This is a genomic window from Streptomyces sp. cf386, from assembly GCF_900103585.1.
Taxonomy (GTDB): Bacteria; Actinomycetota; Actinomycetes; order Streptomycetales; family Streptomycetaceae; genus Streptomyces.
This window is the reverse complement of record NZ_FNHV01000005.1, coordinates 425,848-441,559: the sequence shown is the minus strand read 5'-3', so window position 1 is coordinate 441,559 and position 15,712 is coordinate 425,848. Positions and strand designations below refer to the sequence as shown.

Below are 15,712 nucleotides of genomic sequence, written 5' to 3'. Positions count from 1 at the left end.
GAGTGGGCGTGCCTCACGGCCGCGCGGCGCGGCGACTTCCTTCGAGCGGTCGGATCAGCGGATGCAGGCCTTCGTGCGCATCAGGAACGATTCGAGGTAGTCGTCGTGCGGGATGCCGGGGGGAAGCCAGTACGTCGGGTGGTCGCCGAGGTAGACGTTGGCGATGCTGGGCTCGTCGATGAGCCGGTCCACCAGCGTCTCGTCGTCGGTGACGGCAGTGAGCACCACGGTGTCCCTGAGCGGCCCGACCCCGGCCTCCGGGCTCCACGGCGCCACCCACACGCAGGGAAAGCGCTGCTCGATGCGGGTCTGCGGGGCATCCGGACGGGCCACCTGGTGCACGGCGGGGCGCAGCACCGCGGTGCCGTCCCCGAGGTCGTCGACGAACCCGTCGCCGCCCAGCCACGGGGTGGTGCCGGCGGCCTTGGCCAGCAGGTACTGCTCGATCCGGCGGGCCTCGTCGATCGGCTTCACGGGCAGCACCGCCTTGGGGTCCTGCGGCGGCAGGCTGGGCAGCACGGAGAGCCGCTCGGCGATCGCCCGCGCCACCGGCGCCGGGTCGCCCTCGACGAACACCGTGGTGGTGTTGATGCAGGCGGCTCCGCCGTGGGCACTGACCGAGGAGACGATGGTGTCCAGATACGCCGTCCAGTCGGCGTCCTTGGTGACGAGGAACTTCGACCGCCCCGGACCCTGCGGCAGCACCGTCGCCATCGAGGAGTACGTGCGCACCACCTCGTCGTCGCCGTACACCATCGCCAGGTCCGCGCCCCGCACGACCTCGTCGGCCGTGGCGTGGTCGGTCGGCAGCAGGGCGACCTGGTCGGGGCCGAAGCCTGCGTCGCGCAGTGCGGTGATCCACCGGTGCGGGCTGAAGGGTTCGCGGCTCGACGGGCGTACCGCCACCCGATAGCCCAGGGCGAGGGACTGCAACCACAGGGTGTGGGCGCTCGGGGTGTTGCCGGGGGCGTGGACGGCGAACACATCGCCGCGACGGGCCCACACTCCGCTGCCGTGCCGGGTGCGCGGGTCGCGCCAGTCGTTGACCGCGCCGGTGGGACGGGCCTGCTGGGAGCTGAGGTACGCGCGATCCGTGTACTGCACGGTGTATGCGAGGGCCATCTCCGTTGTGACCCAGGGCAGGCCCGACACCCGGCATACCGCGTGCTGGTATTCCTCGGGGGACAGGCCTGCGACGGTCTCGGTGGCGAAGGCCCTGCCCGCCCTGGCGACGGCGTCCAGGCGCTGTTCCAGCGGCAGCGGGTCGGCCTTGCGCAGCGCCGACATCGTCCTGGCGACGAAGAGCGGGGGAACCAGGCTCAGTTCGGCGAACGGCGCACCATGGATGTCCTTGACGGTCTGGATGTTCCTCGACCGGTACGCGCCGCCGGGGCCCAGCGCGTCGAGCCGGACGAGGTCGCTCTTGACGCTCATCAGTAGACCCCCTCGATCACGGCCTCGCCGTCGAAGACCTGGACCGGAGTCACATCCGCCAGGGAATCGCCCACCTGTCGGCGCGGCCCCCGCACACGGGTGGCCTCGTCGCGGTCGAGGTTGTTGGGCAGCAGGAAGCTCCGGCTGACGTGGTTGACCACCACCCGGCCACGGGCGCCGTGGTCGACCTGTTTCCTGCTGTCCGGGTCGACGACCCGGAAGGTGATGAACGGCGCCGGCGGGTCGAAGACGGACTCGCCGGCGTCCTCGGTGACCCGTGGGCTGCAACTGTGCAGCATCATCGTGCTGCCGAAGAAGCCGATGAGGGCGAGTCCGGGGAAGACCTCGCCCCCGAGCAGGTCGCGAGTACTGGCGTCCATGTGCGCGCCGGCCCAGACGATCGCCTTGACCTTCTTCCGTACCAGCTCGGTCAACTCGTCGTCGACGGCGATGCGTTCGAGCACCGGCGGCGTGACGGCGAGGACGCCCACCTCCTGACTGCGTAACAGGTACCGGGCCTGCTCCAGCAGATGGCCGGCGTAGGCGCGGGCATCCTCGGCGCGGCCCGAGGCGATGAGTTGCTTGACCCAGCGCGGGTCCATGTCGATCGGGAACGCGTGGCCGCCACGGTCCCTCGCGAGCCGCGGATACGCGTAGCCGGCCATGTGCGGCCCGCTGGGCAGCAGCGTCAGCCAGTTGACGCCCCTGGGCACACCGTGCGCGTCCAGGCTGGAGCTGAGCCATTCCTGCGACTTGAGGAACCAGTCCCGCAGGAGAACGACTCGCTTGGGCCGGCCGGTGGTGCCGCCGCTCTCGAAGAACCCGCAGACGTCCGGCTTGTCGCCGTACCCGCGTGGCACGAGATCCTCGACGCGTACGTCGCGCAGCTCGTCGCACACGTTCGGGAACAACGCCAGATCATCGACGCCCTTCACATCGGTCAGCGGGTCGAAATCGAGTGTCCTCGCCCGCGCCAACCAGAACGGTGATCCGGTCCTGCGGTCGAAGTGCCATCGCATCGCCGCCCTGATGAACTCGCCCGGGTCGACACCGTCCCCGGTCGGCGTGTCGAGAACGGTGTCGATGTCGTGGACCATGAAGCCTCCGGTGTCTCGCTGCTCCTGCGGGCCGCGCTCGGTGTCGTCAATTGCAGTGCGCAGAGGGGTGGTTGGCGAAGGGCGTGTGCCGGTGGGTGGCACGCGGAACCTGCCAGCGGTGGCCGGAGCACTACAGTCCCCGCTCAGTCCCCCCACCGTGTGTCCTGGATCACTGAGCATCCGGGCCTGATCGGAGGCGAGCCGCTCCATGTCCGAGACCACCAGCGACACCTCACCGGTCGGCGTCAGCCCAACGAGCCCAACGAGCACGACCGCTGCCGCACAGAAATCCACCGCGTCGCGGGTCGCTGTAGCGAGCCTCGTCGGCACGATCATCGAGTACTACGACTTCGCCGTGTACGGCACGGCCGCCGCCCTCGTGCTCGGCCCGGCCTTCTTCCCCTCCGGCAACGCCACGTTGTCCACGCTGGCCGCCTTCCTCACCGTCGCCGCCGCGTTCCTGGCCCGCCCGCTCGGCGTGCTGGTGTTCGGCGGCATCGGCGACCGGGTCGGCCGCAAGCGCGCCCTCTTCCTCTCCCTGCTCCTGATGGGCGTGTCCACGGTCGGCGTCGGACTGCTGCCCACGTACGAGACCGCCGGTTTCGTCGCCCCCGTGCTCCTGGTCGTCCTGCGCCTGCTGCAGGGCGTCAGCATGGGCGGCGAGTGGGGCGGCGCGGTGTTGCTGGCGGCCGAGCACGCGCCTCCCGGGCGCCGCGCGCTGTACGCGTCCATCCCGCAGGCCGGCCCGCCGCTCGGCTTCCTGCTGTCCAGCGCCGTGATCCTGCCGACGCTGGCGATCGCGGGCAAGGACGGCTTCGCCGAATGGGCCTGGCGCATCCCGTTCCTGCTGAGCACCGTCCTGATCGCCGTCGGCCTCTGGGTCCGGTCCCGGATCGCCGAGTCCCCCATCTTCGACGAGCGGTCCACCGGCGCCGCCGCGCCGCCCCGCTTCCCGCTCGGCGCCCTGGTCAAGGAGTACCCAGGCAGACTGCTCCTCGGCATGGGCGCGGCGATCGGCGGTTCCTCGGTCTACTACCTGGCGACCGTCTACAGCCTCTCCTACGGGCCCACCGCCCTCGGTATCCCGCAGCCCACGATGCTGGCCGCCACGAGCATCGCCGCCGCGGCCGACGTGGTCGTCACCATGCCGCTGGCGATCATGGCCGACCGGGTCGGCAGACGCCCGGTGATGCTGACCGGCGCGGCGGGGTGCGCGCTGTGGGCCCTGCCGATGTTCGGCTCACTGCAGACCGGCAACGGCGTACTGATCGCCGGGGCCTTCACCATCGGGCTCGTGCTGTTCAGCATGATGTTCGTGCCCATGGCCGCGTTCCTGCCGGAGCTGTTCCCGGCCCGGCTGCGCTACACCGGAGCCTCGGCGACCTTCATCCTCGCCGTCACCCTCGGCGGCGGCTTCGCCCCACTGGTCGCCACCTGGCTGACCTCGCACTGGCAGTCGCCGCTCGTCCTCGGCCTCTACGCCGGTGTGCTGTGCCTGGTCAGTCTGGGCTGCGTGCTGGCCCTGCCCGAGACCCGTGACGAGGATTTCAGCGTCTGACATCCCTCGCCCCGGAGACCGCGAACCGCCCGCCGTGCGCTGAGGCACGCCGGGCGGTTCTGTCGTGTCCGTCTTGGCCATCCACGGGCCCGTCCGTCCGTCCACGGGCGAGGGGCCGTTCAGAGGCACAGGCCGGCCCGATGTCAGGTCGTCCTCGGCAGGGCCGGGGCATCGAAGACCATCTCCAGTGTCTCGAAACGACGCAGCACCGCCCCCGGCAGGAGTTCGGGCCGGAAGCCGGGCCTGACCCGGAGGTTGGGCAGCCGCTGGTACAGCTTCGTGGCGGCGACCTGCATCTCCAGCAGGGACAGGTTCATACCGACGCAGAAGTGGATTCCCTGGCCGAACGGCAGGTTCATAGGCAGGTTCGCCCAGTCGCGCTCGATGATGAACTCGTCCGGCCGGTCGTCGAAGACCAGCGGATCGTGATTCGCGGCGCTGATGACGGCGAAGGCCTTCTCACCCGGCTCGACATCGAGGTCCCCGATCCTGGTCGGCTCGGCACAGGTGCGCCACAGCCCCGAGATGGGTGACTCGAACCTCAGTGACTCCGCTGCCAGGGAGCGTGACAGCCCCTCGATGTCGGACAGGAACCGGGCCTTCTGCTCGGGATACCGGTCCAGCAGGTAGGCGGTGTTGCCGATCGCCCCGATCGTCGTGCCGATCCCCGCCACATTCAGCAGCTGGATCATTCGCGCGATCTCGCCCACCTCGAAGTAGTCGCCGTCCACCTGGGCGAAGGAGAGCTGGGTGATCAGGTCGTCGCTGCCGGGACCGGCAGCCCGCTTCGCCCGGATCATCCCGCCGAGGTGGTCCAGCCACTCGTTGAGCTCGGTGCCGTAGCCGCCTTCTGCGCGACCGTCCATGGTGGTCGTGACCAGCTCTTCCATCCGCTTCGCCGCCCGCGCGTAATCGTCGCGGTCGCTCTCCGGTATGCCCAGCAGCTCACAGACGTGACCGGCGGCCATCCGCTCCGCGAAATCCTCGTACATCTCGAAGGATCGCTGTTCGCAGAGATCGTCGATGATGTCGTCCGCGAGACGTTCGCTGAAAGCGCGCATGTGCTGGATACGGGACGCCGACAACGCCTTGACCAGCAGTTTCCGCTGGCGGGTGTGGCGCGGCGGGTCGGCCCAGCCGAGCACCTGCTCCTCGGGCGGCAACGGCTCCTTCAGCGGCCAGATGTTGCCGAGCGCGCTGGACCACGCCTGGTGTCCGGCCAGCACCTCCTTGACTCCCTCGTAGGTGGTGATCTGCACCGCGTCCAGCTCGGCGTTGCGGGCGACGGGGCAGCGGGCCCGGTCGTGTGCGAGTTCCTCCCAGGGCTCCTCGGTCTTGGCCGTATACGGCCTGTACCGCGGCTGGACGTCCTCGACCGGCGCTTCCTCGGGCCGACTGGTCATGTTGCTCTTCCTCTCAGCCGTCTTCGTGCGGTGTGTTCGGTGTGATGGTGATCGCGAACCACGGGCGATATGACGGCCCGTCGGATCTGTCGGCAGGTCAACTCCGGTGACTGCTCCGGGATTTCGCAGCCCGAGCGTGCCCGCGCCCGTCCGCGCTCCGCCTCCACCCGTGCCGTACTGCGGCACAGAGGGATGACATTCAAATGTTCAAGGTCATCTCCTTTTAGCGGCCCGGTAGCAAGTTCTCCGTCCAGCTGGATAGGAAGACACGCCTTGAACACACAACTCACGTGGGATTTCGCCTCCCTTGACGCCGATGCGGACGCGGCCGCCTGATGGGTACGCCGTGCCAGACCGTGACCGTCGGGACCGGTCCGCTCTCCTTCGTCCACGTGGCCGCTGTCGCACGCGAAGGCGCGACGGTCTGCCTCGGTGACGACGCGTTCTCGGCGTTGGAGAAGGGCCGGTCCGTGGTGGAGGAACTCGCCGCCGCGTCGACACCGTCGTACGGGATCTCGACCGGATTCGGCGCCCTGGCGACTCAGCACATCCAGCCGGAGCAGCGGGCTCAGTTACAGCGTTCCCTGGTCCGTTCCCACGCCGCCGGCTCCGGGCAGGAGGTCGAGCGGGAAGTCGTACGCGGAATGATGCTGTTGCGGCTCTCGACGCTGGCGACCGGGCACACGGGCGTGCGAGTCGAGACCGCGGAGCGGCTCGCCGCCATGCTGTCGGCCGGGATCACGCCGGTGGTGCGCGAGTACGGGTCGCTCGGCTGCTCCGGCGACCTGGCACCGCTGTCCCATTGCGCGCTGGCGTTGATGGGCGAGGGAGAGGTGCGCGACGCGTCGGGTGCCCTCATGCCCGCTGCCGAGGCGCTCACCGCCGCCGGCCTCAGCCCGGTCGAGCTGCACGAGAAGGAGGGCCTCGCCCTCATCAACGGCACCGACGGCATGCTGGCCCAACTCGTCCTCGCCATCACCGACTTGCGGCGGCTACTCAAGGCTCTGGACATCGCCGCCGCCATGTCCGTCGAAGCACTCCTCGGGACCGACAGGGCGTTCGCGCCCGAGCTCCAGGCACTCAAGCCCCACCCCGGTCAGGCCGCCTCCGCGGCCAACCTCGTCGCGATCATGGCAGGTTCCGGTGTCGTCGCCTCCCATCGCGGGCCGGACTGCAAGCGCGTACAGGACGCCTACTCGCTTCGGTGTACGCCCCAGGTCCACGGCGCCGCACGCGACACCGTCGAGCACGCCGCCGCGGTGGCCGGCCGCGAGTTGGCCTCGGCCGTCGACAACCCGGCCGTGCTCCACAGCGACGGACGGGTGGCGTCGAACGGCAACTTCCATGGCGCACCCGTCGCCTACGCGCTCGACTTCCTGGCCATCGCGACCGCGGACGTCGCCTCGATCAGCGAACGCCGAACCGACCGGTTCCTGGACGTCGCCCGCAACCACGGCCTGCCGGCGTTCCTCGCCGACGACCCCGGTGTGGACAGCGGTTACATGATCGCCCAGTACACCCAGGCCGCGATCGTCTCCGAGCTCAAGCGCCTCGCGGCACCCGCGTCGGTCGATTCCATACCCTCCAGCGCGATGGCGGAGGACCACGTGTCCATGGGATGGGGCGCCGCCCGCAAACTGCGGCGTGCCGTCGACGGCCTCACCCGGGTCGTCGCCATCGAGATCCTCACTGCCGCCCGCGCGCTCGACTTACGCGCCCCATTGACGCCGTCCGCCGCCACCGGTGCCGTCGTGGCGCTGCTGAGGTCCTCCGGCGCACCCGGTCCCGGCCCGGACCGGTACCTGGCGCCCGAGATCGACAACACCGTCGAACTCGTCGGCTCAGGCACCGTTCTCGCCGCGGTCGAGTCGGTGACGGGAGCCCTCTCATGACCGAACCGCGAGAAGAGGCAGGCATGTCCGCGACACCCGGTGCCGACCTGATCCGCCCGTTGCCCGAACTGCTGCGCACGCACGCGGCACTGCGCGGGACCAAGGTCGCGTACTCCGACGAGCGCCGGGCGGTGACGTACAGGGAACTGGAACGGCGTACGGCCCGGCTCGGCGGACACCTGGTCGCCCTCGGCCTGCCCCGCGGCGCGCGGGTGGCGATCCTGCTGGGCAACCGCGTCGAGATGGTGGAGAGCTACCTGGGCGTCAATCGCGCCGGCTGCGTCGGCGTGCCGGTCAGCCCGCACTCCTCCGACGCGGAACTGCGGCACATGCTCACCGACAGCGATGCCCAAGCGGTGATCACCGACGCCGCGCACGTCGACCAGGTGCGCGCGGTACTCCCGGCCGGACCACGGCACCTCGTTGTCGTCGGCGACTGCCCGGACACCCTGTCGTACGAGGACCTGGCCACGCGCGAGCCGGCCGTCCCGGCACGCGACGACCTCGGTCTGGAGGAACCGGCCTTCCTGCTCTACACCTCGGGAACCACGGGCCGCCCCAAAGGCGTGCTGTCCACGCTGCGCGCCGCGCTCTGGAACGTCGCCAACTGCTATGTCCCGACCGTCGAACTGTCCTCCGCGGACACGCTGTTGTGGCCGTTGCCGCTGTTCCACACCCTCGGCCACCACCTGTGCGTGATCGGCGTGACCGCGGTCGGCGCCACCGCGCATCTGGTCACGGGGTTCTCCGCCACCGAGGTGCTCGACGAACTGCGCTCGCGGCCCTACACCTTCCTGGTCGGCGTGCCGACGGTCTACCACAACCTGGTCCATGCCGCCGGTGCGGAAGGGCTCACGCTGCCCGCGCTGCGCGTGTGCTTCATCGCGGGCGCGGTCAGCACGCCCGCGCTCGCCGAGGCGTTCGAAGCCGCCTTCGGTGTCCGGCTCACCGACAGCTACGGCAGCACCGAGACGAGCGGGACGATGACCGCCATGCGGCCGGACGGCGAGCGGGTGCCCGGCTCGTGCGGTCAGCCGGTGCCCGGACTGAGCCTGCGCGTGGTGGACCCGGACACCGGCGTCGAGGTACCGACCGGCGAGGAGGGCGAGGTCTGGGTCAGCGGTCCGAACGTGATGCTGGGTTACCACAACCTGCCGGAGGCCACCGCGGAAGTGCTCCGCGACGGCTGGTACCGCACCGGCGACCTCGCCCGCCAGAGCGACGCCGGCTACCTCTGGATCACCGGACGGCGCAACGACGTGATCATCCGGGGCGGGGAGAACGTGCACCCCACCGAGATCGAGGCCGTGCTCGCCCGGGTGCCCGGTGTGCGCGAGGCCGCTGTGACCGGGCTGGCGGACGAGGAGTTCGGCCAGGTCCCGGTGGCGCTGGTGGTGCCCCAACCCGACGGCGTCGACTGCGCGGAACTGTTCGCGCGCTGCCGCCGGGACCTCGCCTACTTCAAGGTGCCGGTGGAGGTCCGCGCCCTGCCCGCACTGCCGAGGACGGGCACGGGCAAGATCGCGCGCAAGGCGCTGACCGAGCTGCCCGGCCGACTCCTCGCGGTCGCCGGCTCCCCAGCCGGCCTGCATCTCATGGGCGCGGGCGGTGAGTTGGCCCCGCTCCCCGGCGCCGAACTGCCCGTCGGGGCCGGTTCGCTGGCCGGCCGCGAGGTGGTCCTGGCGGGAGACACCGGGGAACTCGCGGACCTGATCGCCCGTCACCTCGTGGCCGGCCACGAGGCGTGGCGTGTGGGCATGCCCGGCACGGAGCACGGCGCCACTGTCACCGTCACGGTCACCGGCTCCACCGTGACGATCACCGTCGCCGGGTCCGCTCCCACCACCCTGGTGCTGGCGGAGGGGTTGACCGACCACCGGATCCGCAACGCCGTGGACGTCGCGCTGAGCCGGCCCGGCAGCACGCTGGTCGCGGCCGTGCGGTCGACGTCGGCCACCGCACCGGACCGGCTGCCGACCAGAGTGGACCTGGCCGGGATCACCGGGACCGACCTCGGCAGGCGGCTCGTCGACCTCGTCTTGGGCGAGGTCACCGAGGTACTGGGGGAGACCGGTGCCATCGAGCCGGATCGGGCTCTGCGCGAGTACGGGCTCACTTCGGTGGACGCGGTCCGGCTGCGGGACCGTATCGCCGCCGCCACGGGGCTGCGCCTGCCCACGACGCTCGTGTTCGACCACCCCTCGGTGCGCGCGATCGCCGGGTATCTGCAGATCGAACTCACCGGTTCACCCGAGCCGCAGGCCACGACCGACGCAGCGAGCGGTACCGACGACGATCCCGTGGTGCTCGTGGGGATCGGCTGCCGCTACCCCGGCGGGGTCGCCTCCCCCGACGACCTGTGGCGGCTGCTGGCCGACGAGGTCGACGCCACCTCCGAGTTCCCCGACGACCGGGGCTGGGACCTCGACCGACTCTTCGACCCCGACCCCGACCGCAGCGGCACCTCGCGCACCCGGCGGGGCGGGTTCCTGCGCGAAATGGCCGACTTCGACCCCGAGTTCTTCGGGATCTCGCCGCGTGAGGCGCTGGCGATGGACCCGCAGCACCGGCTTCTCCTGGAGACCTCCTGGGAAGCGCTGGAGCGCGCCGGCATCGACCCGACGTCCCTGCGCGGTGAGCGGGTCGGGGTGTACGCGGGGCTGATCCACCACGACTACGTCACCGATCCCGACCGGGTGCCCCGCGAACTGGAGGGCTACATCGGCACGGGCACGGTCGGCGCCGCCGCCTCCGGGCGGATCTCCTATGTGCTGGGGCTGCGCGGTCCCGCCCTCACCGTCGACACCGCCTGTTCCTCGTCCCTGGTGTCCATCCACCTCGCGGCACAGTCGATCCGCCGGGGCGAGTGCGAGCTCGCGCTGGCCGGTGGGGTGGCCGTCATGGCGACGCCGCAGACGTTCGTGGAGTACAGCAGACAGGGCGCACTGGCCGAGGACGGGCGGAGCAAGGCGTTCGCCGCGACGGCGGACGGCACCGGCTGGGCCGAGGGCGTCGGGATGGTGGTGCTGGAACGACTGTCCGCCGCCCGCCGCGCAGGACACCCGGTGCTGGCCGTGATCCGGGGTTCCGCGGTTAACCAGGACGGGGCGTCCAACGGCCTGACGGCGCCGAGCGGGACGGCACAGCAGCAGGTGATCCGGCTCGCCCTGCGGGACGCCGGCCTCACACCGTCCGACGTGGACGCGGTCGAGGCGCACGGCACCGGCACCCGGCTCGGCGACCCGATCGAGGCGGGCGCGCTGCTGGCCACCTACGGGCAGGACCGTGACACCCCGCTCTGGCTGGGCTCGCTGAAGTCCAACATCGGGCACACCCAGGCCGCGGCCGGGGTCGGCGGCGTGATCAAGGTCGTACAGGCCATGCTGCACCGCACCCTGCCGAAGACCCTGCACGTCGACGAGCCGTCACCGCACGTCGACTGGGCGGCGGGGGACGTCCGGCTGCTCACCGAGACCATGCCGTGGCCGGAACGGGACCGGCCGGCGCGCGCGGCCGTCTCCTCCTTCGGGGTCAGCGGCACCAACGCGCACCTGATCCTGGAGGCACCACCGGAGGAACCCGCACCGACGTCCGCCCCCGAGCCGTCCGCCCCCGAGTCGCCCGTCGTCGCATGGACGTTGTCCGGCAAGACACCCGAACGCCTACGGGACTGGGCGGCCCGACTGCTCCCCGTGGCCGAGGACATCGCACCGGTGGACCTCGCGCACTCGCTCACGGTGTCCCGTGCCCGCTTCACCCACCGTGCCGTCGTGGTCGGCGGCGACCGCGAAGAGCTGCTGGCCGGGCTGCGGGCCGTCGCCGACGGGAAACCGGCGCAGAACGTCGTCTCCGGAGTGTCCGGGGCATCCGGAGCAGCCGGTGTGGACGGCAAGGTGGCGTTCGTCTTCCCGGGACAAGGCACGCAGTGGGTGGGCATGGCGGCCGGACTGATGGGCGAGCCGGTGTTCGCCGAATCCATCCATGCCTGCGAACGGGCGCTCAAACCCCACGTGGACTGGTCGCTCACCGAGGTGCTGGCAGGCGACGCCGACCGGCTGGAACGGCTGGAGGTCATCCATCCCGCGCTGTTCTCGGTGATGGTGTCGCTGGCCGCCCTGTGGCGCTCTCGCGGCGTCGAACCCGACGTGGTGCTCGGCCACTCCATGGGTGAGGTGGCCGCGGCCTGCGTCGCGGGTGCGTTGTCGTTGGAGGAGGCCGCCCGCGTCGTCGTGGTGCGCAGCCAGGTCATCGCCGAGCTCGGCGTCAGCGCCGGCATGGCGTCGGTGACCGCGTCGCGCACACAGCTCGACTGGCTGCTGGAGCGCTGGCCGGACCAGCTCTGGATCGCCGCGCTCAACGGTCCGTCCACCACCGTCGTCGCCGGTGACGACCTGGCCGTCAACGGGCTGCTCGCCGAGTGCGCGATGGACGGCGTGCACGCCCGCCGTATCCGCGTCGACGTGGCCTCGCACTGCCCGAAGATGGAGCCCCTGCGCGAGGAGTTGGTGGCCCGGCTGGGGGAGGTGCGCACCACCAGGCCTTCGGTGCCGATGTATTCCACTGTGGACCTGGACTGGGTCGGCGAGGCCACGCTGACCGGCCCGTACTGGTATCGCAACCTCCGGCAGCCCGTGCTGTTCCAACCGGCCGTCGAGCATCTCGTCGACCAGGGCTTCCGGGCCTTCGTGGAGTCCAGCTCGCACCCGGTGCTGACCTCCGCGATCGAGCAGACGCTGGAGGAGAGCGGCACCACCGGGGTGGTCACCGGAACCCTGCGCCGCGACGACGGCGGCCCGGCACGGTTCCTGATGTCCGCCGCAGAGCTGTACACGCGGGGGACGGACGGCGTGCACCTTTCCACCGGCACCGGCAGGGGCACAGGGCGGCCGATCCCCCTGCCGACCACGCCGTTTCAGCGGCGGCGGTTCTGGCTCAGGACAATCACCTCGGCCAAGGCGCCGAGCACCGGCCACCCGCTGCTCGGTACGTTCGTCGAGTCCGCCCGCAGCGGTGAGTTCGTGGCCGCCGGCCGCATCTCGCCGGTCGAGCAGCCGTGGCTGGTCGACCACGGCGTGAACGGGACCTGCATCCTGCCCGGCACCGCGCTGCTGGACCTCGCGCTGCGCGCCGCGCACGGCACAGGTGGCACCGGAATCGGTGAGCTGGTCATCGAGGCGCCACTGGCACTGTCCCAGCAGGGCACGGCGGAGCTTCAAGTCGTGGCGGACCCGGGCCGGCGCACGGTCGAGGTGTTCAGCAGGCCGGAACAGCCCGGCAGCCCGTGGCGACGTCACGCGCAGGGCACGATCCACGACACCGGCGACGAGACCGGCGAGGAGCCGTTCGCCGGGGCGATGCCCCCGACCGGCGCCGAGGAGATCGACGTCGACTACGCGTCGTTGGCCGAGCGCGGCTACGAGTACGGTCCGGCGTTCAGGGCCGTACGCAGGCTGTGGCGGCGAGGCGAGGAACTGTTCGCCGAGCTGCGCCTGCCCGAGGAGGCACCCGGCGGGTTCGTCGGCCCCGGACTGCATCCCGTGCTCGGTGACGCCGCCCTGCACGCTCTTGCCGTGACCGAACAGCGCCCGGACGGCCACGTCGGGCTGCCGTTCGTCTGGCACGACGTGTGGGCCGGCGACAGGCACACCACCCAGGCGTACGCCCACCTGGCGCCCGGCGGCCGGGACGGGTTCACCGTGACCCTCACCACCGCTGACGGCGAGCCGTTCTTCCGAGGAACGCTCGGCATCCGGATGGTGGCCCTGCGCGAGCTGACGGGCGCGCTGCCGACGGATTCGGTGTACCGGATGCGGTGGACCGAACTCGCCGACCCGGTGGCGGCACCCGCACCGAATTGGGCGTTGGTGGGTACGGACCATCTCGGTGTGACCGCCGACCTGGTCGATCTCGCCGATGCCGACGCGGTCATCTGCACCCCTGCGCCCGACGACGTCCGGGCAGCGACGCTGGAGACGCTGTCCCACCTCCAGCACTGGCTGGCGGCCGACCACCCGGCCGACGTCCCGCTCGTCGTGCTGACCCGCAGCGACGACCTGGCTCATGCGGCGGCGCGCGGCCTGGTGCGGTCGGCGCAGTCCGAGCACCCCGGACGGTTCCTGCTGGTCGAGACGGACGCGATGGACGGAGCGTCCCGGTCCTCCGTACGGCTGGCCGATGCGGTGGCCGCCGGACGGCCGCACGTGCGGATCAGCGCGGGACGGCTGCAGGCACCGGAACTGGAGCGTGCGATGCCGGGGCGGAACCCCCGACCGGACCTCAGCGGCGGCACGGTGCTGATCACCGGCGGCACCGGCACGCTCGGGTCGCTGGTGGCGCGGCACCTGGTGAGCGAGTACGGGGTCCGCAGTCTCCTGCTCACCAGCCGCAGCGGCGCGCGGGACGACGACCCGCTCGTCGTGGAGTTGAGGGGCTTGGGCGCGGAGGTCGCCGTCGCCGCCTGCGACGTCGCCGACCGGGACGGCCTCGCCGCCGCCCTCGACCTCGTGCCCGCCGGGCACCCGTTGGTCGCTGTGGTGCACGCGGCCGGGGTGCTCTCGGACGGGGTGGTGACCGGAATGACCGCCGACCAGGTGGAGCATGTGCTGCGCCCCAAGGTCGACGGCACCTTGAACCTGCACGAGCTGACCAAGGACTCCGAGTTGGCCGCCTTCGTGCTGTTCTCCTCGCTGGCCGGCGTGCTGGGCAGTCCGGGGCAGGGGAACTACGCGGCAGCCAACGGGTTCCTGGACGCGCTCGCCGAGCGCCGCAGGGCCGACGGGCTGCCCGCGCAGTCCCAGGCGTGGGGCCTGTGGGAGGAGGCGTCCGGCATGACCGGCGTGCTGCGCGAGGCCGACCGGGACGGCACCCTCCCCGACTCCACCGTGCCCATGCCCACCGCGTTCGCGCTGGCCCTGTTCGACGCGGCGCTGCGGCAGGACGACACCGTCCTCACCCTCGCCAGGTTCGACCTCGGCAAACTGCGGACCCGAGGGGCACCCGCGCTGCTGCGCGGTCTCGTGCCTGCTGGACCGGCCGCCTCCGCACCCGCCGTCCAACTGTGCGAACTGGCACCGGCCGAGCGGGCCGAACGACTGCTGGCCGAGGTGCGCGCGGCCGCCGCCGAACTGCTCGGTCACCGCGACGCCGAAGCTCTGCCGCCGGATCGGAGCCTGCACGAGTCCGGGCTGGACTCCCTGACCGCGGTGGAACTGCGCAACCGTCTCAGCGCCCTGACCGGACTGCGGCTGCCCGCCACGCTCGTGTTCGACCATCCTGCGCCACAGGCCCTGGCCGACCACCTCCACCGGGCGCTGACCGCCCCGGCTGAAGCCTGACCGGAACCCGGCCGGATCAGGCCGTCGTCATCCAGAAACCCATGCACTGAAACCAATTCACTTGATCGTGGTGGAGGTTGTGATGTCTCAAGACACGACGGACCTGGCCGGGCTGCGGGTCCTGGTGACCGGGGCGGCCGGCGGCCTCGGCCGGGCCACCGCCGAGGCCCTGCACGCGGCGGGCGCGCACCTGGTGCTGACCACGCGGGACGCCGACTCGCTGCCCAGGGCCGCCGCCGGTCTCGACCGGGGCCCCGAGGTCGTCACCGCTGCCGCCGACGTCACCAACGACGTCGAGCTGGCCAAGGCCGTCGAGCTGGCCACCGAGCGGCTCGGCGGGATCGACGTACTGGTCAACAATGCCGGGGTGCCCGGACCTGCCGGTCCGGCCTGGGAGAACGACCCGGCCGAGTGGTGGCACGCCATGGAGGTCAACCTGGGTGGTGCGCTGGCGGCCTGCCGGGCGGTGCTGCCCGGCATGATCGAGCGCGGCCGGGGGAGGGTCGTCGCGATCTCCAGCCACGCGGGGCACACCCGCTGGCCCTATGTCAGCGCGTACTCGGTGTCCAAGGCGGCGGTGAACAAGCTGACCGAGAACATGGCCATCGAACTGCTGCCGCACGGGATCACCGCGTTCAGCTACCACCCGGGGATCGTGGACGTCGGCCTCGGGGCGTCCGCGACCGCGACAAGGGACAGCGACAACCCGTGGGAGCGCCGCATCGAATCCTGGCTCGACACGCAGCGCGAGACCGGCCGGTACACCCCGGTCGCCGAGGCGATCGCGAACCTGCTGCGGCTGATCCGGGGCGAGGCCGACGCGCTCACCGGTCGCTACCTGACCCACGAGGACGACATCGCGGGGCTCGTCGCGGCCACCGGCCACGCGTGACGCAGCCACCCGCCATCACCCTCTTGTATGTTCTATGGCATAGAGCATAAGTTACCTGCCGGTAGAGCAGGTGAGTGCTGCTGGAGCCAATGGACGCTTGAA

Annotated in this window: 7 protein-coding genes; 4 read left to right on the top strand and 3 right to left on the bottom strand. The window is 71.4% G+C overall.

The genetic code is table 11. The features are described from left to right. Positions 1-54: 54 nt before the first annotated feature. Both BLU79_RS15845 and BLU79_RS15840 read right to left on the bottom strand, forming a co-directional pair. Positions 55-1,434 carry an aldehyde dehydrogenase family protein gene (locus BLU79_RS15845; protein ID WP_093906384.1) on the bottom strand — a complete coding sequence of 460 codons (1,380 nt, stop codon included), beginning with the start codon at positions 1,432-1,434 and terminating at the stop codon, positions 55-57. Next, positions 1,434-2,531, bottom strand: a complete 1,098-nt coding sequence (locus BLU79_RS15840; RefSeq protein WP_093906383.1) for a class I adenylate-forming enzyme family protein — start codon at positions 2,529-2,531, stop codon at positions 1,434-1,436. The genes BLU79_RS15845 and BLU79_RS15840 overlap by 1 nt, the downstream gene beginning before the upstream one ends. Positions 2,532-2,739: 208 nt before the next feature. On the opposite strand from BLU79_RS15840, the gene BLU79_RS15835 reads away from it, so the two are divergent. After that, positions 2,740-4,089: an MFS transporter gene (locus BLU79_RS15835; protein WP_093906382.1), complete on the top strand. Its 1,350-nt coding sequence runs from the start codon at positions 2,740-2,742 to the stop codon at positions 4,087-4,089. A 143-nt stretch (positions 4,090-4,232) separates the two neighbouring features. Here the strand turns inward: BLU79_RS15835 and BLU79_RS15830 are convergent, their stop codons facing one another. Continuing rightward, positions 4,233-5,492, bottom strand: coding sequence for a cytochrome P450 (locus BLU79_RS15830; protein ID WP_093906381.1), 1,260 nt, complete (start codon positions 5,490-5,492; stop codon positions 4,233-4,235). 335 nt (positions 5,493-5,827) lie between these two features. Between BLU79_RS15830 and hutH the strand changes: the two genes are divergently transcribed. From hutH to BLU79_RS15815, 3 genes are all read left to right on the top strand, one after another. Beyond that, on the top strand, positions 5,828-7,384 hold the full coding sequence (hutH, locus tag BLU79_RS15825) for a histidine ammonia-lyase (protein WP_093906380.1): 1,557 nt from the start codon (positions 5,828-5,830) through the stop codon (positions 7,382-7,384). Next, positions 7,381-14,718 (top strand): type I polyketide synthase, encoded by a 7,338-nt coding sequence (locus BLU79_RS15820; RefSeq protein WP_256333323.1) that lies wholly within the window; start codon positions 7,381-7,383, stop codon positions 14,716-14,718. The genes hutH and BLU79_RS15820 overlap by 4 nt, the downstream gene beginning before the upstream one ends. An 82-nt stretch (positions 14,719-14,800) precedes the next feature. Beyond that, positions 14,801-15,610 (top strand): SDR family oxidoreductase, encoded by an 810-nt coding sequence (locus BLU79_RS15815; RefSeq protein ID WP_093906378.1) that lies wholly within the window; start codon positions 14,801-14,803, stop codon positions 15,608-15,610. Positions 15,611-15,712 lie beyond the last annotated feature (102 nt).